The sequence below is a fragment of the Streptomyces sp. H39-S7 genome (assembly GCF_027158205.1).
Classification (GTDB): domain Bacteria; phylum Actinomycetota; class Actinomycetes; order Streptomycetales; family Streptomycetaceae; genus Actinacidiphila.
The window spans coordinates 31,248-52,869 of the sequence record NZ_JAPVLU010000010.1; the positions used below are offsets into that span (position 1 = coordinate 31,248).

The 21,622-nt window shown below is 65.8% G+C and carries 14 protein-coding genes and 2 pseudogenes; 9 read left to right on the forward strand and 7 right to left on the reverse strand.

The window, feature by feature from the left end:
* Window positions 1-78: 78 nt before the first annotated feature.
* On the reverse strand, window positions 79-366 hold the full coding sequence (locus O3X23_RS11595; protein ID WP_269271217.1) for a hypothetical protein: 288 nt from the start codon (window positions 364-366) through the stop codon (window positions 79-81).
* Window positions 367-709: 343 nt separating this feature from the next.
* Here O3X23_RS11595 and O3X23_RS11600 point away from each other — a divergent pair, with 343 nt between their 5' ends.
* Together O3X23_RS11600 and typA are read left to right on the forward strand one after the other, a co-directional pair.
* Entirely contained in the window at window positions 710-2,599 is a 1,890-nt protein-coding gene (locus O3X23_RS11600) for an ABC transporter family substrate-binding protein (protein WP_269271218.1), read from the forward strand.
* A 287-nt stretch (window positions 2,600-2,886) separates the two neighbouring features.
* A complete protein-coding gene (typA, locus tag O3X23_RS11605; RefSeq protein ID WP_269271219.1) occupies window positions 2,887-4,752 on the forward strand; it encodes a translational GTPase TypA in 1,866 nt (621 codons plus the stop codon).
* A gap of 301 nt (window positions 4,753-5,053) precedes the next feature.
* On the opposite strand, the gene O3X23_RS11610 is transcribed toward typA, so the two are convergent.
* Window positions 5,054-5,506, reverse strand: coding sequence for a nuclear transport factor 2 family protein (locus O3X23_RS11610; RefSeq protein WP_269271220.1), 453 nt, complete (start codon window positions 5,504-5,506; stop codon window positions 5,054-5,056).
* A gap of 544 nt (window positions 5,507-6,050) precedes the next feature.
* Here O3X23_RS11610 and O3X23_RS11615 point away from each other — a divergent pair.
* The 7 genes and pseudogenes from O3X23_RS11615 to O3X23_RS44135 form a co-directional block, all read left to right on the forward strand.
* Window positions 6,051-7,685: a peptide ABC transporter substrate-binding protein gene (locus O3X23_RS11615; protein ID WP_269271221.1), complete on the forward strand. Its 1,635-nt coding sequence runs from the start codon at window positions 6,051-6,053 to the stop codon at window positions 7,683-7,685.
* A gap of 162 nt (window positions 7,686-7,847) precedes the next feature.
* A complete protein-coding gene (locus O3X23_RS11620; protein ID WP_269271369.1) occupies window positions 7,848-8,762 on the forward strand; it encodes an ABC transporter permease in 915 nt (304 codons plus the stop codon).
* Complete coding sequence (locus O3X23_RS11625; RefSeq protein WP_269271222.1) at window positions 8,755-9,702, forward strand: ABC transporter permease; 948 nt, start codon at window positions 8,755-8,757, stop codon at window positions 9,700-9,702. Before O3X23_RS11620 ends, O3X23_RS11625 begins: the two co-directional genes overlap by 8 nt.
* A gap of 14 nt (window positions 9,703-9,716) precedes the next feature.
* Window positions 9,717-10,775: an ABC transporter ATP-binding protein gene (locus O3X23_RS11630; protein WP_269271223.1), complete on the forward strand. Its 1,059-nt coding sequence runs from the start codon at window positions 9,717-9,719 to the stop codon at window positions 10,773-10,775.
* Window positions 10,768-11,922 carry an ABC transporter ATP-binding protein gene (locus O3X23_RS11635; protein ID WP_269271224.1) on the forward strand — a complete coding sequence of 385 codons (1,155 nt, stop codon included), beginning with the start codon at window positions 10,768-10,770 and terminating at the stop codon, window positions 11,920-11,922. Before O3X23_RS11630 ends, O3X23_RS11635 begins: the two co-directional genes overlap by 8 nt.
* Window positions 11,918-12,222 (forward strand): annotated as a pseudogene (locus O3X23_RS11640) (IS30 family transposase); the annotation flags it as partial. The gene O3X23_RS11635 and the pseudogene O3X23_RS11640, both read left to right, overlap by 5 nt.
* Window positions 12,219-12,344: pseudogene (locus tag O3X23_RS44135) on the forward strand (IS30 family transposase); the annotation flags it as partial. The pseudogenes O3X23_RS11640 and O3X23_RS44135, both read left to right, overlap by 4 nt.
* Window positions 12,345-12,475: 131 nt before the next feature.
* Here the strand turns inward: O3X23_RS44135 and O3X23_RS11645 are convergent.
* From O3X23_RS11645 to O3X23_RS11665, 5 genes are all read right to left on the reverse strand, one after another.
* Complete coding sequence (locus tag O3X23_RS11645; protein WP_269271225.1) at window positions 12,476-15,616, reverse strand: lantibiotic dehydratase; 3,141 nt, start codon at window positions 15,614-15,616, stop codon at window positions 12,476-12,478.
* A gap of 83 nt (window positions 15,617-15,699) precedes the next feature.
* On the reverse strand, window positions 15,700-17,631 hold the full coding sequence (locus O3X23_RS11650; protein WP_269271226.1) for an ABC transporter ATP-binding protein: 1,932 nt from the start codon (window positions 17,629-17,631) through the stop codon (window positions 15,700-15,702).
* A gap of 16 nt (window positions 17,632-17,647) precedes the next feature.
* Complete coding sequence (locus O3X23_RS11655; RefSeq protein ID WP_269271227.1) at window positions 17,648-19,102, reverse strand: aKG-HExxH-type peptide beta-hydroxylase; 1,455 nt, start codon at window positions 19,100-19,102, stop codon at window positions 17,648-17,650.
* A gap of 363 nt (window positions 19,103-19,465) precedes the next feature.
* Window positions 19,466-20,776 (reverse strand): lanthionine synthetase C family protein, encoded by a 1,311-nt coding sequence (locus tag O3X23_RS11660; protein WP_269271228.1) that lies wholly within the window; start codon window positions 20,774-20,776, stop codon window positions 19,466-19,468.
* Between the two features lie 129 nt (window positions 20,777-20,905).
* On the reverse strand, window positions 20,906-21,070 hold the full coding sequence (locus tag O3X23_RS11665) for a hypothetical protein (RefSeq protein ID WP_269271229.1): 165 nt from the start codon (window positions 21,068-21,070) through the stop codon (window positions 20,906-20,908).
* Window positions 21,071-21,622 lie beyond the last annotated feature (552 nt).

Here is a 21,622-nt window from a genome sequence, read left to right on the forward strand (position 1 = left end):
AGGGGAGCGGAAGGGGGAGCCGGTGACGGCTGCGGTACAGGGGTGGCTGTGACGGCTGCGTTCCGGGGGCGCCAGCGGTCACGGCGCGTGGCCGTGAGCCGATCCCAGGCCTTCGTCCTCGCAGTCGGACCACAGCGCGGGGTCGTACGGGGTGTCGGGCACGATCACCATCTCCACCGCGCCCGGTGGGGTGGCGGACGGCGCCGCCTCGCGCAGCAGGGTCAGGCTCTCGCGGAGGTGGTCCGCGTCGGCACGTACACGACGCATGTCGAGGCTGTTCCCGACGTGCTGCTCCAGCCGGCCCACACAGCGGACCAGGTCGTCCAGCCGGCGCTGAACCGATGTCAGATCGTCTTGCAGGGACATGGATTTGCCCTCAGCTCTGCCGCAGGTGCGGTTCGTGACGCTCATGCGGAAGCGAGTGTTGCGCGTCACATGCGCCATTGGGAAGAGCGCGTGCAGGGGAATCGGCGCCCGGTCGGGGATCGCGCCCCGGCCGCGCGCCCGCGCGGGCCCCGGACGGGCGCCCCGCCGCCGTTCGGGTGGCCTGCGGCCCGCTTCGTGCCGTGTCGCGCGGCGCTGCGGGTACCTGTCGCTTTCAGTAGGTGCGATAAGCGACAAATACCGCCAACTGAGTATCACTGGTGCACGTCCCGAAGGCGTATGCCGGACCGAAGGCGGCCGGAGAGCCCGCGGAGGTACCTGACCCATGTCCCGCAGCGTCATTCCCGCACCCGTACGCGGGGCCCAGCCCCGGCACCGTCCCCGGCCCGCCGCGCCGGGGCTGCGCGGTGCGGCCCTGGCGGGCGTCGCCGCGCTCGCCCTCGCCGGCTGCTCCGCCGCCACCACGGCGGGCCCGATCGTCTCCGGCACCGACATCGCCGCCGCCCCCCGCGCCGGCGTCAAGGACGGCGGGACGATGCGCTGGGCCGTCGACAGCGTTCCGGCCACCCTCAACGCCTTCCAGGCGGACGCCGACGAGGGCTCGGCCCGGATCGCCGCCGCCGTACTGCCCGCGATGTTCCGCCTGGACGACCGCGGCACCCCGCAGCGGGACGCGGACTTCCTGGACGCCGCCTCCGTCGTCGAGAACGAGCCGCGGCAGGTCGTGTCGTACAAGCTCAACCCGAAGGCGAAGTGGAGCGACGGCCGGGCCGTCGGCGCCGAGGACTTCAGCGCGCAGTGGACGGCGCTGAGCGGCCGGAACTCCGCGTTCTGGACGGCTCGCAACGCCGGCTACGACCGGATCGCGGACGTCAGCCAGGGCGCCGACGCCCACGAGGTCAAGGTCACCTTCACGACGCCGTACGCCGACTGGCAGTCACTGTTCACGCCCCTCTACCCCAAGGCCGTGACCGGCAGCCCGGACGCCTTCAACGAGGGCGCCCGCTCGGCGCTCACCGCCGTCGCCGGACCGTTCAAGGTCAAGGGCGTCGACCGCACGGCGGGCGCCGTCACCCTGGCCAGGAACCCCCTCTGGTGGGGCGAGCGCGCCAAGCTCGACCAGCTGGTGCTGACCGCCGTGCCGGCCGCCGGCCGTGCCGCCGCGCTGACCGGCGGGAAGCTGGACGTCGCGGAGCTGGACCCGGGCGCCCTCGCCTCGGTCCGCAAGGCCGAGGACGCCCGGACGATCGCCGTCCGCCGGGCCCCGGGGGCCGCGTACTCGCAGCTCGCCCTCAACGGCAGCACGGGCCCGCTGGCCGACGAACGGGTCCGCCGCGCGGTGGCCCGCGCCATCGACCGGCAGGCCATCGCCGACGCCGTGCTGAAGCCGCTCGGCCTGCCCGCCCGGGCGCTCGGCAACCACCTGGTCCTCGCCTCGCAGAACGGCTACGCGGACCACAGCTCGGCCCTCGGCTCCGCGGACGAGAACCAGGTCCAGGCGCTGCTCGCCGCCGCGGGCTGGCAGCACACCGCACCGCGGGCGGGGGCGGGCGGCAAGGCCGGCAACCCGGCCGAGGCCGACGCCCCGGCACCCGCCCCGGGCCCGGCCAAGCCCGCGGCTCCGGCGCCGGCCAAGCCCGAGGCGGCGGCGCCGGCCATCGGCGGGACGGTCGTCGAGCCCAGCGGGACGCTCCGCAAGGACGGCCGGCAGCTGAGCCTGCGCATGGTCGTCCCCACCACCTCGTCGGTCCTGGCCGACGTGGGGAACCGGATCGCCACGATGCTGTCGAAGATCGGTGTCCGCACCGAGATCACCAAGGTCGCGGACGCCGGCTTCTTCCACGACCACGTCGCGTCCGGCGACTTCGACCTGGCCCTCTACTCCTGGCCCGGCACGGCCTACCCGGCCACCGACGACCGGCCGATCTTCGCCAAGCCGCTGCCCGCCCCCGACGGCTCCCTGACCGTCGAGCAGAACTACTCGCGGGTCGGGACCGACCAGATCGACCAGCTGCTCGACCGGGCCGGCGCGGAACTGGACCCGAAGGCGGCCCGCGACCTCACCGCACGGGCCGACTCCCGGATCTGGGCCGCCGCCGGCTCCGTCCCGCTCTTCCAGCGCCCGGAGATCGTCGCGCTGCGGCCCACGGTCGCCAACGTCGGCGCCTTCGGCTTCGAGTCCCCCCGATATCAGGACATCGGGTTCCGAAAGTAGCGTCCGGCGCGCACTGTCTTTGCCGGTTCGGGCGGCCGCCGGGCCCAACGGCCCCGAGGCCGCCCGATACCGCCGCTGCCACGGGTCCTTCCGGTTGTCCCGCCGGTCCCACCGGCTCCGGAAGAAGCCCGTGGGACCGGTAATACCAGCGTTCAAACCTCTCCCGGGCGGCCGAGTCGCCCCGAGCCCCGTACCATGGGGTAAGGCCGCGGCTTGTCCTGCCCGGCGGGCGAGTGCGTCAACACGGAACGCGCAGCCATCCACGATCCCGGGAGAAGCGCCGCAGCATGTCCACGCGCCACGATATTCGTAACGTCGCCATTGTCGCCCACGTCGACCACGGCAAGACGACCCTTGTCGACGCCATGCTCAAGCAGGCCGGCGCATTCGCTGCCCACCAGCACCTCGACGACCGCATGATGGACTCGAACGACCTGGAACGTGAGAAGGGCATCACGATCCTGGCCAAGAACACCGCCGTGAAGTACCACCCCAAGGGTGGCGGCGACATCATCACGATCAACATCATCGACACCCCCGGCCACGCCGACTTCGGTGGTGAGGTCGAGCGAGGCCTGTCGATGGTGGACGCGGTCGTGCTCCTCGTGGACGCCTCCGAGGGCCCGCTGCCGCAGACCCGCTTCGTGCTGCGCAAGGCGCTGACGGCGAACCTGCCCGTCATCCTCTGCATCAACAAGACGGACCGCCCGGACTCCCGGATCGACGAGGTCATCAACGAGACCTACGACCTCTTCCTGGACCTGGACGCGACCGAGGAGCAGATCGAGTTCCCGATCGTCTACGCCTGTGCCCGTGACGGCGTCGCCTCGCTGACCAAGCCGGAGAACGGCACGGTCCCCGCGGACAGCGACTCGCTGGAGCCGTTCTTCTCCACCATCCTGTCGACGGTCCCCGCCCCCGAGTACACCGAGGGCGCGCCGCTCCAGGCGCACGTCACCAACCTGGACGCCGACAACTTCCTCGGCCGTATCGCGCTCCTCCGTGTCGAGGAGGGCGAGCTCCGCAAGGGCCAGCAGGTCGCGTGGATGAAGCGTGACGGTTCGGTCACCCAGGTCAAGATCACCGAGCTGCTGATGACCGAGGCGCTCACCCGCAAGCCGGTCGACATGGCGGGCCCCGGCGACATCTGCGCCGTGGCCGGTATCCCGGACATCACCATCGGCGAGACGCTGGCCGACCTGGAGAACCCGGTCGCGCTGCCGCTCATCACGGTCGACGAGCCGGCCATCTCCATGACCATCGGTACCAACACCTCGCCGCTGGTCGGCAAGGGCGGCAAGGGCCACAAGGTCACCGCCCGCCAGGTGAAGGACCGGCTGGACAAGGAGCTGATCGGTAACGTCTCGCTCCGCGTGCTGCCGACCGAGCGTCCCGACGCGTGGGAGGTCCAGGGCCGTGGCGAGCTGGCGCTGGCGATCCTCGTCGAGCAGATGCGCCGCGAGGGCTTCGAGCTGACCGTCGGCAAGCCGCAGGTCGTCACCAAGACGATCAACGGCAAGCTCCACGAGCCGGTCGAGCGCATGACGATCGACTGCCCCGAGGAATACCTCGGCGCGATCACGCAGCTGATGGCGACCCGCAAGGGCCGTATGGAGACCATGACGAACCACGGCTCCGGCTGGGTCCGCATGGAGTTCGTCGTTCCCGCGCGTGGCCTGATCGGCTTCCGTACGGAGTTCCTCACGGACACCCGCGGCACCGGCATCGCGCACAGCATCTTCGAGGGTCACGAGCCGTGGTTCGGCGACCTGCGCACCCGCAACAACGGTTCCCTGGTGGCGGACCGCGCCGGCGTCGTGACGCCGTTCGCGATGATCAACCTCCAGGAGCGCGGCGTGATCTTCGTCGAGGCGACCACCGAGGTGTACGAGGGCATGATCATCGGTGAGAACTCGCGCTCCGACGACATGGACGTGAACATCACCAAGGAGAAGAAGCTCACCAACATGCGCGCCGCCTCGGCGGACAACACGGAGAACGTGGTGCCGCCGCGCCGCCTCTCCCTGGAGCAGTCCCTCGAGTTCTGCCGCGAGGACGAGTGCATCGAGGTCACCCCTGAGACCGTGCGTATCCGCAAGGTCGTCCTGGACCAGAAGGAGCGCGGTCGCGCGTACTCCCGCGCCAAGCGCTGACGCCTTCCGCTCGGATCACCGGGTGAAGGGTGCGGAGGGGGTCCGGGGACGTTGTCCCCGGGCCCCCTCGGCGTTTCGGGGCGCGGCCCCTGGCCCCCTCGGGCCTTCCCGGGCGCTGAGCGGGTCCGCCTGGCCTGTCCGGGGCCCTGGGGCGTCCGGGGGCCCGGCTGCCGTCCGTGGTGCGGGTGGGACACGTCCAGGCCGCTGAGCGGACACCGGGCGGTCGCCGGGACGTCACGGGGACGCCGCTGAGGCATCCCCTGAGGACGGGGCCCGGAGAGCAAGCCCCCGAAGCCCCTTCTCAGCTCCCCTCGGCGGGAGCGGCCGCATTTCCTGGGACGATCCAGGCCGGCGGCTGCAGCACCGGCGTCTTCCAGTAGATGTCGAGGCGGGCGATGAGCCCGTCCTCGCCGAGTTCCATGACGTTGGCGAACGACATCACGTTCCGCTCGTCCGCCGCCGTCGGCTGGATCGTCTCGACGGCCTCGTTCAGCGCCCGCCGTCCGTCGGCGCTGAGGAACGTCCGGCGCGACTCCAGCCGGTGGAAGGCCATCCGCTCCGTGACCCGCGAGACGAACGCCACATACGCCTCCCGGCCGCGGACGGTGTCGTCCTCGTCGCCCCGCATCCCGACACGTACGAAGTCCTCCGCCAGGGTGGAGGCGACCAGCCCCCAGTCGTGCGTATCGACTCCCCGCCAGAACGACTCCACCGTCTCCTCGCGCCGAGCGTGTTTCGCCTCATAGTGGGGCACTGGGGATCCCTTCCCGCGGTCGGCCACAACCTGACGGTCAGTCAGATTAGCCGCCCGTCCTTCAAGAGGCGATGGGTGCGACCAGTTCGACCTCGGGTCCCCGGCCGACGGGTCGATGAGGCATGTTCCCGCAGGGGAACGGGCCCGGCCGTATCGGGGACGTGCGGAGGTGACCCGCGTAGACTCGCAGTGGCTTTTTCGAGCCGGTCGCAACCGATTTCATCGGGCCCGCGTCCGCATAGCGGACGCGATTCGCCGGATGTTGCGTTAACAGTCCGTTTCGCGGGTGTCTGTCTACGTTCCAAATGTCCGAATTGTGGGCCATGTTCGTGCCTGATGTGATCAAAGCGAGACCATTTGGGTGTGGTTACGCGCCTAAACGTGCCCGATAGTGGGACGCAGTTCAGCTCGGGTCAATGGGTCCAAGCGCTTATGGGGAGCGCCGACTCACGAGCAACAGGGGGCCGGTTTCGCTGTCAGGGGTGTCAGCGGATGGTCGGCCTTCTTTTCACGTAATGACAGTGAACTCATGAGGAGGAAACCCATGCGTGGTGCTACGCGCGCCAAGTGGGTCGCGGGAGCGGCAATCATCGCCCTGGCTGCGACTGCCTGTGGCGGGAACGACGACAAGGGCAGCAGCAGTGACGCCAAGGGTGCTGTCGACGCCAACGGGATCTTCTCCGTTGAGCTCGGTGAGCCGGAGAACACCCTGGTTCCGTCGAACACCCAGGAGTCGAACGGCTCGCTCGTCCTGGACACCGTCTTCTCCCAGCTCGTCTCCTACGACGCGCAGGGCAAGCTGACGATGGTCAACGCCGAGTCGCTGACCAGCCCGGACAGCAAGCTCTGGACTGTCAAGCTCAAGAAGGACTGGAAGTTCCACGACGGGACCCCGGTCACGGCCAACTCCTACGTCAAGGCGTGGAACTGGGCCGCGAACATCAACAACGCGCAGCAGAACGCGTCGTGGTTCGAGAACATCAAGGGCTACGCGGACGTGCACCCGGAGAAGGAGGGCGCCAAGCCCACCGCCGAGGCCATGTCCGGCCTGAAGGTCATCGACGACTACAGCTTCACCATCGAGCTGGGCGCGCAGCTGCCGTACTTCGGGTACAAGCTCGGCTACACGGCCTACTCGCCGCAGCCTGAGTCGTTCTTCAAGGACCCGAAGGCCGCGGGCGAGCGCCCGATCGGCAACGGTCCCTACAAGTTCGCCAGCTGGGACCACAAGAAGCAGATCAAGGTCGTGCGCTACGACGGCTACACCGGCCCGAACAAGGCGAAGAACGGCGGTGTGGTCTTCAAGAACTACACCACCCTCGACGTCGCCTACTCGGACCTGAAGGCCGGCAACGTCGACGTGCTGCGTCAGATCGGTGCGAAGGACCTGCCGGTCTACCGTCAGGACCTCGGCAAGCGCGCCGTGGACCAGGCGTACTCCGCCATCCAGTCGATCGCCTTCGCGTTCTACACGGACCAGTGGAAGACCCCCAACGCCAAGGTCCAGCAGGGCCTTTCGATGGCGATCGACCGCGACACCATCACCAAGACGGTCCTCAACGGCACCCGTGAGCCCGCCACCGGCTGGGTCGCCAAGGGCGTCCTCGGCTACCAGCCGAACGCCGCCGGCGATGTCACCAAGTTCGACGCCGCGCAGGCCAAGAAGCTCATCACCGAGGGTGGTGGCGTCCCCGGTAACAAGATCTCGATCCAGTACAACGCGGACGGCGGCCACAAGGAGTGGGTCGACGCTGTCTGCAACAGCATCACCCAGGCCACCGGTGTGGCGTGTGTCGGCGACGGCAAGGCCGACTTCCAGGCCGACCTCCAGGCCCGCAAGGGCAAGCAGGTCAAGTCGCTGTACCGCTCCGGCTGGGTGCTCGACTACCCGGTGAACGCCAACTTCGTCAGCGACCTGTTCCGTACGGGCGCGGGCGGCAACCAGGGCGGCTTCTCCAACAAGGAGCTGGACGCGAAGATCGCCACGGCGGACTCCGCGGCCTCCCTGGACCAGTCGGTCACGCAGTACCAGGCCATCGAGAAGGACCTGGTCAACTACATGCCGTCCATCCCGCTCTGGTACTACAAGGTCAACGCTGGCTACTCGGAGAAGGTTTCCGACGTCAAGTACAACCAGAAGGGCGACCCCATTCTGGCGGACGTCCAGGTCAAGAAGTAATCACCGAAGCGTAGTCCGCGCGGTGGTGCGGAGCCGGGGCTGAGACCCGGCTCCGCCCCCGCCGTACGCCGGGGCCGGGGGACCCTTCACCGCATGCGAGTCCGCGAGGACGCGTGTGCGGTGAAGGGCCCTGTGGCTGCCTGCCACTTCTATGGAGGCATGATGGGGCGCTATGTCGCACGACGACTGCTCCAGATGATCCCGGTCTTCCTCGGGACAACCCTGCTGATCTTCCTCATGGTCTACTCGCTGCCCGGCGACCCCGTGGCGGCGCTGTTCGGCGACAAGGCCGCCGATCCCGCGACCGTAGCGAAGATCAAACACGATCTCGGTCTGGATCAGCCGATCTGGAGGCAGTACTGGGATTACATGTCCGGCATCGTGATGCACTTCGACTTCGGTAGCCAGATACGCAACGGCCGCCCGGTCACGGACATCCTGGGGGACGCGTTCCCCGTCACGCTGCGACTGTCCGCGATGGCTTTCGTCTTCGAGATCGTCGCCGGCATCGGCCTCGGCATCGTCGCCGGCCTGCGCGCCGGCCGCCTCGCGGACAACGTCATCCTGATCTTCACCCTGCTCATCATCTCGATGCCGGTCTTCGTCCTCGGATACCTGTTCATGCAGGGATTCGGCGTCGGCGCGGTCAGCCTCGACGAGACGTGGGGCGAACTGGTCGGTCCGGCGGTCGTCCTCGGGTCGCTCTCCTTGGCATACGTCACCCGGCTCACCAGAACCTCCATGGTGGAGAACCTGCATGCCGACTACATGCGTACGGCCATCGCCAAGGGTCTGCCCAAGCGGCGGATCGTCGGCGTTCACCTCATGCGCAACTCGATGATCCCCGTCGTCACCTTCCTCGGCACCGACCTCGGTGCGCTGATCGGCGGCGCGGTCGTCACCGAGAGCATCTTCAACATCCACGGCGTCGGCGGGACCATCTACGACTCGATCGTTCGGCGCGAGGGCACCACCCTCGTCGGCCTGGTCACGATCCTCGTGATCGTCTACCTCGTCATGGCCCTGCTCGTCGACCTGCTGTACGCGGTCCTGGACCCGAGGATCCGTTATGCCTGAAATAACCAAGACCGCGCCGGAGACCGAGATGGCCGCCGCCGCTTCCGCCGCCGAGGTCCTCGCCAAGCCCGCGAAGTCCCGCAGTCTCTGGGGCGACGCCTGGGCCGACCTGCGCCGCAACCCGTACTTCATCGTGTCGTCACTGATGATCCTGGTGCTGCTGATCATCAGTGCCTTCCCGACCTGGTTCACCGGTGCTTCGCCCACCACCGGCGATCTGGTCCACCACTACCTGGGCAAGCCGGAGCTGAGCAAGGTCGGGTCGCCCGACTGGCTCGGCTACGACGTCCAGGGCCGCAGTGTGTACTCCCGGCTGATCCACGGAACCCGAGCCTCGATCGTCGTCGGCATCTCGGTGACGCTGCTGTCGACCCTGGTCGGCGGATTGATCGGGATGTTTGCCGGCTACTTCGGCGGCTGGATCGACGCGCTGCTCTCCGGCTTCGTGACCAACGTGTTCCTGGGCATACCGTTCCTGCTCGGCGCGATGGTGGTGCTCCAGTCCTTCCCCACCCGCTCGGTGTGGGTGGTGTCGCTGGCGCTGGCCTTCCTCGGCTGGACCCAGACCGCCCGTGTCATGCGCGGAGCGGTGATCACGGTGAAGCAGGCGGACTACGTGCACGCCGCCAAGGCTCTTGGCGCGTCCACCACGCGGATCCTGTTCCGGCACATCCTGCCGAACGCGATGGCCCCGGTGATCGTGGTTTCCACCATCTCGCTGGGTGTCTTCATCTCGGCCGAGGCGACCCTGTCCTACCTGGGCCTCGGGCTCTCATCGCCGGCCGTCTCGTGGGGTGTCGACATTTCCGGCGGCGTCGCCCAGATCCGTACGGCGCAGCACATCATGCTGTACCCGTCGATCATGCTGAGCCTCACCGTTCTGGCGTTCATCATGCTCGGCGAAGCCGTCCGCAACGCCCTCGACCCGAAGATGCGCTGAGGAGGGCATTCGACGTGAGCATCATTGACAACACCGCGACCATCCCGGCGCCGCGCGGCGACGAGGTCCACCGGGGCCCCCTGCTCGAAGTGCGCGACCTGCACGTGGAGTTCCACACCCGCGACGGTGTGGCCAAGGCGGTCAACGGGGTCAACTACTCGGTCACGGCCGGCGAGACCCTCGCCGTACTGGGCGAGTCCGGCTCGGGCAAGTCCGTGACCGCGCAGGCGATCATGGGCATTCTCGACATGCCGCCGGGGAGGATCCCGCAGGGCGAGATCCTTTTCCGCGGCCAGGACATGCTGAAGATGTCCTCCGAGGAGCGCCGCAAGATCCGTGGCCAGAAGATCGCGATGATCTTCCAGGACGCACTCTCCTCGCTCAACCCCGTGCTCAGCGTCGGCTACCAGCTCGGCGAGATGTTCCGGGTGCACCAGGGCCTCTCCAAGAAGGCGGCCAAGGTCAAGTCCATCGAGCTGATGGACAAGGTCAAGATCCCGGCCGCCTCGGCCCGGGTCGACGACTACCCGCACCAGTTCTCCGGCGGTATGCGCCAGCGCATCATGATCGCCATGGCGCTGGCCCTGGAGCCCGACCTGATCATCGCGGACGAGCCCACCACGGCGCTCGACGTGACGGTTCAGGCCCAGGTCATGGACCTGCTCGCGGAGCTGCAGCGCGAGTACAACATGGGCCTGATCCTGATCACCCACGACCTCGGCGTGGTCGCCGACGTCGCGGACAAGATCGCGGTCATGTACGCCGGCCGGATCGTCGAGGAGGCGCCGGTCCACGAGATCTACAAGCGGCCCGCGCACCCGTACACCAAGGGTCTCCTGGAGTCGATCCCGCGCCTCGATCAGAAGGGCAAGGAGCTCTTCGCGATCAAGGGGCTGCCGCCGAACATCCTCAAGGTGCCGTCGGGCTGTGCGTTCAATCCGCGATGCACCATGGCACAGGACATCTGCCGCACCGACATCCCGGTGCTGCACCAGGTGACCGAGCGGGACGGCGCCGACCTGGTCGGCCGCGGCAGCGCCTGCCACTTCTGGGAGGAGACGATCCATGGCTGAGTTCAACAAGAAGGCGGACGACGCCGTGGACGCGACCCCGAATGTCACCGAAGTGGTGCACCAGGACTCCTCGACGACCGGCGAGCTCGAGGCGATCATCGACGCTCCGGTCGACCGCGGCGAGCCGATCCTGCAGGTGCGCAACCTGGTCAAGCACTACCCGCTGACCACCGGCGTCGTCATCAAGAGGCACGTGGGCGCGGTCAAGGCGGTCGACGGGATCTCCTTCGACCTGTACCAGGGCGAGACGCTCGGCATCGTCGGCGAGTCCGGCTGCGGCAAGTCGACCGTCGCCAAGCTCCTGATGACGCTGGAACAGGCGACCTCCGGCGAGGTCTTCTTCAAGGGCCAGGACATCACCAAGCTGTCGGGGCGCGCGCTGAAGGCGGTGCGCCGCAACATCCAGATGGTGTTCCAGGACCCGTACACGTCGCTGAACCCGCGCATGACGGTCGGCGACATCATCGGTGAGCCGTACGAGATCCACCCCGAGGTGGCTCCCAAGGGTGATCGACGCAAGAAGGTCCAGGACCTCCTGGATGTCGTGGGCCTCAACCCCGAGTACATCCACCGGTACCCGCACCAGTTCTCCGGCGGTCAGCGCCAGCGCATCGGCATCGCTCGCGGCCTGGCGCTCAATCCTGAGATCATCATCTGCGACGAGCCGGTCTCCGCCCTGGACGTGTCCGTCCAGGCGCAGGTCATCAACCTGATGGAGAAGCTGCAGGACGAGTTCAACCTGTCCTACATCTTCATCGCCCACGACCTCTCGATCGTGCGGCACATCTCCGACCGCGTCGGTGTCATGTACCTCGGCAAGATGGCCGAGATCGGCAGCGACGAGGAGATCTACGAGTACCCGACCCACCCGTACACCCAGGCGCTGCTCTCGGCCGTCCCGGTCCCGGACCCCGAGGCCCGCGCCCACCGCGAGCGCATCATTCTGACCGGCGACGTCCCGTCGCCGGCCAACCCGCCCTCCGGCTGCCGTTTCCGTACCCGCTGCTGGAAGGCCGAGGAGAAGTGCTCCACGGACGTCCCGCTGCTGGCGATCCCGGAGCGCTTCCGCGGTCATGAGACTCCGGCAGCCCATGAGTCGGCGTGCCACTTCGCCGAGGTCAAGGACGTGGTGGGCGCCGCGTCGTAGCGGGCGTCCCCAGCGCAGCAGCCATCACCCGCCCGGCGGGCAGCGGAAGGCGGTACCTCCCATCCACACGGAGGTGCCGCCTTCCGGTCCGTCCCGCTACCCGCTCGGGGCCGACCGCATCCACATCGCCGGCCGCCTCCGGGAAGGGCCACGATCCGCGCGAGCCCTGCCGAGCCAGGCCGCGGCCCGTGCACGGTCAGCCGCCCGATACAGCGCAACCGACGCCCTCTCAGCGGCCAGTACGGCCCGCACGCCGCTCAGGCCCGGGCGGACGCCCGCAGGCCCCGCCCCGAGCCCGGCACGTACTCCCCAAGGGCACCGACCTGTCCGTCCGCAGCCCCGAGCATCTCGACGCTGTCGCGGCCGAACGCGACAGCCGCCCGCGCAAGGCGCCCGACCGGGAGACCCCAGCCGAGCGCCTGCACAGGACCACTCGCCGGCCCGGTCAACCGACCAAGTGCGGTAACGGCCCCTCGAATTCACCGATGCGAGGGGCGCGCTCACCCGTTCACGATCCGAACCGAGACCCCGCGGCGTCCCCGTGCCCCTCGCCCTACCCGGAATGCGGGCGTCTGCGCGCGACATAGGACTGCGCGGCGGCCCGCAGTACGGCATAGGACCGGTCCTCCAGCGCACGGTCGGTGCCTATGAGCCGATTCGCGTGCATATGGAGGACGCTCAACACCTCCGCGGGTGCAGCATCCACGCCGTGGTCGCGGTCTCGGTCGAACAGGAACCGACCGTAGGCATTCCCGGCGCGGGTGCGCTGCTCCCAGAAGCTGGAGAGGTGCTTCCCTTCCAGCCTGTCGCTCCGCATGTGGAGGCCGGGATCGCCGATGAGTGGCATGAGGTCCCGTGTCTCCGAAGGGTGGCCCTCGGTCCCCCGGGCGAAATTGCGGATGACCCAGGACCTCCAGTCCCAGTCTCCGAACGACTGCAGGACAGCGGCATGGTTGCTCGCCGCCAGCGCCTCGATCGGCATGGTCAACCGACCCTTGCCACGCAACTGATGCTGGACAGCGCAGGCTTCGCTGTCGGCGTGGAAGAAGTCCTCGGCGAGCGCGATGCCCTTGACACCGCCATACCGGCCCACTTCGGGTACATAGGTGTCCAGCGACCAGTTTCGGATCAGACGTGAGTCCTGCGCCTTGGATGCCCATGCGCTGAGAGCGGGGATGAGTTCACCACAGAGGCGTGCCGGATCCCCCTGAAACCTCAGGCGGATATGCGGATCCGGGTCGAGGTAGCGCATGTAGAACCACCGGTCGACGCAATCCGGAAGGGAATCGAGGAGATCCGGGACGCTCCTGCCGATGAAATTGTCCTGGAGCTCTGCCATCACGTAGAACTTCACGTACAGCCATTCACTCCCCGGGGCGTAATGCACGGGCGTGATCGTGGCGGAACGCAGGTCCATACTCCGCGACGGAGGTACAGGATTTTCGGCGCCAATGCCCGTCAGTGAGACCACTACCTCTGGCGCGAATCCATTCGACCAGCCCAGGGATTCTCTGTCGGAAATGGGTGATTCGAATATCAGCGCAGTCGGGTTCTTCTGCAGCTCGGCGTACAGGAGGCGGAGATGCCACATCGAAGAAAGAGACAGCTCTATTCGACGGTCCGTGACGGCCAACTGGACGAAGGTGGGAACATGCCATTGCTCCCGCCACGCGGCAAAGGCCTCACACCACTGTGCCCAGGGCATCCCTTGCCGCGAGAGGCTGAGGTCGGGTCGCCACCGGGCCTGGGAAACGAGAGTCCTGCCGTATCGGACGCGCGGGAGGTACGGCAGTGCCTTCAGTTTCTTTCCCCACCCCCATCGCTGGAAATTACCTTCGCTATAAGAGGCGATATCGACCAGAAAGCGCGCAATGTTCGGTGCTGCGTTCACCATGTTCAAGGCGTGTGGAACGACGGGCAGCACCTCGCGGCCGTCGGAGCTGCGCACCAGGTACAGACGATCGTGGGTAGCTCCCACCAGAAGATCTGCCGGTTCGATCGAACCAGGCCCGCTCCCCGGGAATTCTCCTACCGAGATGGTATGCGCCAGCAGCGGCGGCACCGTACAGACATTGAGAGCCCCCGCACCGGCCGGTTTGAAGTAGACCTGCGCGCGGATGGCTCCTGCCTCGGGAGAACACCCGGCGACAATCGACCGCATGGGTTCGAGGGCGTCCAGGGTATCGACGAACCTGCCGGTCATGGATCCTGCCCTGGATCCCCCGGAAAAGGGGGACAGGGAAATAGTGAAGTCTCCGCTGGACAGGTCGTCCACCGAACGGGAAAGCAGTTGGAAGCAGAGGTCGGTGGAGACGGTCGGCTCGACCGCTTCCTTGTGGGAGAGTCGCTCCAGCGCCGCGTCGTCGAGCACTATCTCCTTCCTGCCGTTGAGCATTGCAGACTGGACGAGGGAGCTCAGGTATGCCTCGCGCTCGGGGTCCAGCGCCCGCGCGCCGTCGGGAGCCCGTTCCGCGTTGACGTCGGCGAGGTGACGTGACGTCGGCGGGTTGAGATAGCCGGCAGGGGCATCGAGGCCGCGGTGCGGGTCGAGCACGTCCAGCAGAGGCACCAACTGGTGCGTACCGTAGCGCTCCACGAAGGCCTCGTGGTATTCGACGAGGTGCTCAGATCGTCCGGCTGGATCCGTAAGACTCCACAGCATCGAGGCCGTTCTCTCGAGCTCTTCCTTGACCACGTTCGGAAGAACGATGTCGGCATCGGACCGCAGGTCCACCTGGACTGGTGGGCCGGTTTCGGGAACCATCCCGCCCAACGTTCCCATGAGGGTCGTCCAGGCTTGCCGACCGTCCCCGATCGGCTTCGCCGAATAATCCGAGAGGGCCCTATCGATGGTGCCCAGGTGATCTTGTGAAACCGCGTCGGCAGAGACGACAGAACGGGCAGGACCCAGAGGATCTGCCGTATCCTGCCGGGGTGCGACGTCGGAGACCAGGAACTCCCGCTCCAGAAGAGCGGAGAGAGCCGATCCGACCTGATGGGTGTTCAGTGTTGTGAATTCTTGGCAGGTGGCTTCCAGTAGTTCGCCGTACGACAGGGGGTGCTGTGCGGTCGACATCACGAACCGCACAAGCTCCGTAGAGCGAACGGTTATCTCCGTCTGGCGCCCGTGGGGTTGATGTGAGTGGCCTCCGCCGGCCACCCGGACATACGGCAGTACGAGTCGTTCACCACGTGCGTAACAGAGGTTGTTGGCACAGACGGACATCTTCTTCTGAATGTCAGGGTTTTTTGTCCATTGCGCAATCAGTTTTTCGGCCCAGGCGGAGTCGACGATGACACGTTTCTCATGGGAGCCTCCCGTCCGTGCCCTCGGCTCAGCCGCGAAGGCGCCCAGGGAGACACCGGCCATGAGGCCGAAGGGGGTGGGTCGCGTCGCCGCTCGCAACAAGTAGCGAGTAGCCGAGACGGCTGCCCGTTCGAGACGCTTCCTCGGCACGGTCGCCCCGCACTCGATCTTCGCCAACGTCTGCGCGAGTGCGGCACTGGAGAACTCGAGCGCCTCTCGGAATGGGGGATGCCGTGTGATGTCCACCAGATACTGCGTCAATTCCTTCTCGTACGCCGCCGACTCCGGATCGGCCTCCAGGAGAGTTGCTTCCGTCTGGTCAACAGGGAGTAGCGGCATGCGAATGAGGAGGGAATCGGCCGCTTTGAAATAGGATGCGTTACTCACTACGGCTCCTGGCGGTCTTCGCGCATGGTCACGCGGAAGTGATACTTGTCATGTGAGCAGAATCTGCAGCCATGCAAGGGCTTCTATTCGCTGAAACTGCTTGCCTGCAGGGTGTACAGTTCGAAATATTTGCCCTGTGCGGCCATCAGATCAGAATGGCGCCCTTGCTCCACAATTCTTCCGTGCTCCAGAAAGAAGATGCAATCGGCAAGGCGCACACCGGACAGCCGGTGTGTGATGAGGATGGTCGTCCGCTCCTCGGCCAGTTCATGAATACGTTTGAAGACTTGCCCCTCCGCACGGGGGTCCATGGCCGCGCTGGGCTCGTCGCATATCAATAGTCTGGCGTCGCGGTAGAATCCGCGAGCGACTGAAAATCTCTGCCACTCTCCGCCCGACAGATCCGCTCCGCCTCGAAACTCCTTGCTGAGCAGCGTTTCGTAACCTTCGCGGAGACGGGAGACGACTTCCTCGGCGGTGGATCTCCGTGCAGCGGCGACGAGTTCCCTGTCATCGGGATCTTCGCGATCCGGCCTTCCGATGGTTATATTGGATCGTGCGGAGAACGGCCACTGGGTCGGGGTCTGCGATATATAGCCAACGTACTGGTAGATGCTGGATTCATCCACGGTCGAGAGATCGACGTCTCCCCAGCGAATCACGCCGTGCTGTGGCAGGTACAGGCCGGCTATCAGCTTGGCCAGTGTCGATTTGCCGGACCCGTTCTCACCTACGAAAGCAACGACCTGTCCGGACTTTATGCTCAGGGAAACGTCACTGACGGCAGCACCAGATTTCCCTGGATATGTGAACGTGACGGCTGATACCGAGATGCGGTCAAAATCATGCGGTACGACTTCCTGAGATGCAGGGCGAACGGAGGACTGGGCTTTTCTGATGAATTCTGAATAGTCTTCAACGTAGAGACCCTGCTCGAACAACTTGCCCAACGACAATGCGAGGCTGCCGAGTGCACTTTGGCCGCTCCGCATGGCGATGACGGCGCCCCCCGCAGCCGCCAAAGGCATGACCCCCAGATACAGGAGCCAGCACAGAATTCCGTAACTCAGGGCCATGGAAAGTCCTGAGACGGCCTGTCCCAGGAGTCTTCCCTTGCCTTCCGTCCTCCCGACGCGGGAATCTTCGAAGCAAACGGCTTCCGCCAGTTGTCGCCGTTCCTCCAGGAGAGTCTCCTGTGCGGTGAACGCGCGTATCTCCGCGGCCGACTGACGGTCGGCCAACAAGCGGGCGAGTGTCGACATACGGCGGTGTACGGCGCTGAACCGTTCGACGCTTTCATGCATCGTTCTCGCTGAGTGAAGTGTCGCCCAGGCGGGAGGGATCGCCGAGGCCAGCAGCATCGGCAGGAGGACAGGGTGCAGGATGCTCACTACACCAGCGGCGCCGATGAGAGCCATGACAGCGCTGGTGAGTTCTACCAAGCGGTCCGTGGCCATGCCTACGTAAACGAAACCGCGATCCCGTGCGCGCCCCATGGAATCGTGGAAGTCCGGATCGTCGAAAGCGGTGAGATCCGCGTAGACGGCTGCACGGTAGAGGCGTTCTTCAGCCACTCTCTTCACCGCCGGCCGGAGGGATGCCTGCACCCACGTCGCCCCGAAGACGACGACTTGCCGGAGTACGAGCAGCCCCACGGTCAGCCCGATTGCCGGTACGGCCTGGGAGAGGCGGTCGGTATCGGATCCGGATGCCAGCAGCGCACTGAACACTGCCGTGGTCGCGAGCAGACCACAGGCCGCCAGGAGAGCGGACAGCGTCTCCAGTACGAGCACCGCCAGGGTTTGGAGCCTGCTCGCGTCCCATGCGAGCGCCACGATGAGGCGGACGACGGACGGCAGATTCCGCAGCATCCTCGCCAGCCCGGCCGACTGCCGATCGGGGAGCGAGATCTGCCAGGGAGACTCGGCCAGTTCTGAGACCGGATCGGGGGACTTTGGCATGGTGTCGTCGCCGTCAGCGAACTCCTGATGAGACGCGTTCTTTCGTGCAGCCATCTGGCGGTTGTCATTCCTATGATCGCTTGCCTGCCTGAATCAGGCCGGACGAGGCGAGGTCGGTGATCCCTTGAGAAACCGCTTCGCGGACCTCGGCCGGTGGCATCGTGGTCCCCACATGCTCGCTGTAAGCACTCTCCACAGACTCGAGTGACCGGCCATCGCACAGTGCGTAGAGGACCCAGGAGTGAGCGTTGAGCCAGTGGAGGCGACCGGTTCGAGGATCGCCTACGACGAGCTGTCCGAGGTCGGCGAGTGCGTACGCTTCCACTGGCTCATTCCTCGTGTACAGCGTCTCGTGCTCTGTTGCGGCGGGGACTCTCTGAGCCGCCGGGCCAGAAGAATCACCGGGGTACTCGGCCGCAGGCATCCGAGGCGGATCGGTCATGGCCATCTGAAGGACCGACAGCAGCCACTCCACCAACCTGCGCCCGTGGGGCGTCAGTTCGGCAGACAGGGATATCGCGGTTTCCGCCAGGTAGCGGACCCTCTCCGCAGTGGTGCGATAGGTGCCGTCCCATGCTGCGGGCGTATCCGGACTCGGTTCGTCCACGCTGTCCGCGGCGGACGGCTCGCCGAAGACCTCCTTGAGGTGATCGCCGGCATGGTCCACGGCCGCTTGGAAGAGGAGAAAATGCGTATAGAAGTGCAAGGCGACGATAACGCGGATGAGCTTCCACTTGCTTCTGCGCCAAGGTATCTCGACAAGAAGGTTGGGCGTGATCGTCACTGCTGCCGAACGCAAGGCATCAAAGAGCTTGAGGTGCGCACTTTCGTGCAGGAGCGTTTCTGCCGCAACCCACGAGTCCCTGAGCCGTTCCGGTGCCATGAGGATCGCGGAGGGAAGGGGGTCTCCGCCGGAGAGCGACTGGAGCGGGCCTTCCGGACTGTCGCCCCTCGTGAACCCGACCACCGAGACATGGCTCAGTACGCTCGCCCCCGTCTTCGGAAGAAGCGCATTGAGCAATTCGGCTCCCAGGCCCAATGAACGCGACATCTCATCGGTGGGCACGATGGGTTCCGAGGACGCCGCATCCTCGAAGGACCCGCGGTAGAGCTCCATCAGTCGCGCGGCGAGCCGCACGTCGCTGGGCTCCTGCGGCTGCAGCTCACCCCAGATCCACGCGCTTCCGTGCGCCGGCCAGGCCTTCCGACGGGGGTTGGAGATCTGCGCACACGGTCCCAGGCCGGCCGGCCCGTCCTTGAGGCAGTGTTCAAGGTGATCCGCCAGTGCTCCGCTGGGGGACTGCCCGTGCTCCATCCGTGCGATGTCGTCTTCGAAGCAATTGCGAAGGACAGGATCGTACAAGAGGGGACGTATGGCCTCGTCGTCCAGGGCGGACGCCGCCTGGAGTGCCGCACCGAGATGTGGTTCCTTCGACGCCAGTAGTTTCAAACCGACTCGGAAGCGTGCCAGATTCCTCATTTCGATGGCACGCGAGTCGCCGAAGTACCTGTCGGAAACGAGCATGTTGTCCAGGTGAGCTATGTCAGAGGTCTGCAGATTCTTGGCACCTGGCGAGCGAATAACTCTGCACTCCTTTTTCGGTTTCGGAGAGGACCGGGCCGCCACCACGCCGGTAGGCGTGGAGACGGCCCGGAACCTTCATGGCCGGCTAGTCGCGGTAACGAGTCCGCGAACTATCCGAGAGGTGCGACCTTCGTCGCGTAGGCCGGTACCCAGGCTCGCTCTTCCGCTGCGTCGCTGACCAGGGCGGGAAGTTGGTCTTCGCGATACAGAGAACGCGCAAGATCCGGGAGATCTATCTTCGAGAGCAACAAATTCTTGCCTTTCTTGGTTGGCCAGCGTGAAAACCTTGGTCCTGATGTGCCTCTACGTCAGGAGCAAGGCTTGATCCCAAGAGGTCATGGGCGCATGGTTTGCGCTCCCGGCCAGCAGTGACAGGGCCACTCCGGCCGCCCCCTCGGAAAATCCGGGAGCGTCGAGGTTACTGCCTGCATTCGAGTTGTTTCTGAAGGAGAATGGTGCGTCGCTGATTCTCGTCTCAAGAACCCTGACCAGCATCTCGTCGCGCTTCGTCGCGAGGGTGTCGAGATTGAGTGTCCGGTTCATCGTGCCGACGGTGTGCATGATGCCCGCCCAGCCATGACACAGACCTGGCTCCTCGATGTCCCGGTGGCTTTCCAGTCTCGAAAGCGCTGCCACGACGGCTACCGTAGCTCGGTCCTGCCATGAAGTTTCTGCCACTGCCTGCCCGGCAAGCTGCAGGGCACGGGCGATGCTCGGTGACCCATAGCACCAGGACGGCCTGTTGCGTGCTGGAACGACATGGCCGCTCAGGTACTCGGACCGTGACAGGGTGGCCGGCCAACGCATGCCGAACTCGTCGTGCACGCTCTGTTCGAGCAGCCAGTCGACTATCCGGCCGATTGCCTCTTCTTGGCCGGCTACCCGTTCCTCGGCTTCCCACGACAGGGAGAGCAGGGCGAGAACGCCCGATATTCCGTGCGACATACCAAAATTCACATGGCTTTCGCCTGTCTTCTCTCCCAGTTCGGAAGAGTGGGCCACCCACCATCCGGGCAGCAGATTTCCCTCGTATTCGACGGGCTCGGTGAGTTCCACCAGGTAGGCGAGCACTTCTCTCAGAAGTTCGGGCCGTCGAACCCCGGGCGACAGCAGATAACGCCCTATCCCAGCGACGCCAGTGATCACATCATATGCAGAGAAGGAGGTAGGACCGGCCTGCGCCAGGCGGCGTGATTTTTCGAATGCAAGTACCTGGTGTACATAAGTCTCAATAAAATCATCAAGGCGAAGCAGGGCTGTGCTGTATTCCTGTCCATTCTTGGACGCAGCGCGGGTCGCGAACGCGACGGCAGTCAGGCCACTGTAGAGACCTTGAGTCGTATCTGGCTGCAGTGCGGCGAAGGCGAGCTTCAGATACTGGTCCGAAATGGCCCGGTAGTAATCGTCGTGGTGGCTCAGTTCAGAATAGAAGAGCGATATTCCCGGATAGCCGGACCCGAGGGATGTTGGACTCCAGATCAGCCTGCTGTCCCGGACGCGCAGCCCGGCCTCGCTGTTTATGCGAGTCGTATGCGCGAGCACTACGTCAGGATCGGCGAGCTGGACAGCAAGTTCGGCGACGCAGGATTGAATGTCGGAGTCCAACGTCTTCATGTTCTTCTTCTTTTCGTCTGGGCAGCGGCGAGTCATCACACGATTGACTCCGGGGAGTGCCGAGTCTCTTGGGACGTGCAAGCCATCGACACCCCCCGGGCGTCATGTCACTTCAGGCGTGGTCTTGGATCAGCAGCCGCTGTGGTGACGGGCACTGATACAGCAAAGGCTGCTGGTGTTCGTCGAACAGCCAATGGGGTTCTCGCTCATCGAAGCAGGTTCCCAGAGGTTCGTCATGGTGGTCTCGAAATCGAGGTTGAGCAGCTCGGCCGGCTCATTGAGATCAAGCGTCATATTTGACATTTGTTTCCCTCTTTCGATTAATTTTCATGCGGAACCACTTGCTGGGCAGCGAATAGGATTCAGCCATTCCGCTTTCGCTCGCCGCTGGACTTAATGATCTTTGCTGAGTTTTACCGGATGTGCAAGAGGGTCTCTGGCTCAGATTTTCTCGAAGGTGAAGTTCATTCGCGAAACGGATGTTCCCGCCCATATCACCGCCCTATGGGAACGCGCGCGTCAAAGTAGTCGTTGGGAGATGGCGGAATACGGGCGCGGGTCTCTCGGCTGGTGGCGGCGTTCAAAGGTGGCGGTCAGCGGGGCCAGGCGTCGTGCACCTGTCAGATTTGGCGAGCGGCCCTGACCTTCCCCCGGGGTGTGGAAGTGCGGATTGCCGCCCCCCGGGCGGGGCGCGGGGAGGTTGGGGCACGTGGAGGGGCGCGGACGAGTGGGTTCGGCGCCACGGGCGGGACGGAACGATTCTTCCCGGGGGGGTCTCCTCGCCCTTCTGGCCCTCGTGGGACCAACCCCGTTGAGTGAGGCGTTGGCCCACGCGGGGTGTCGGCC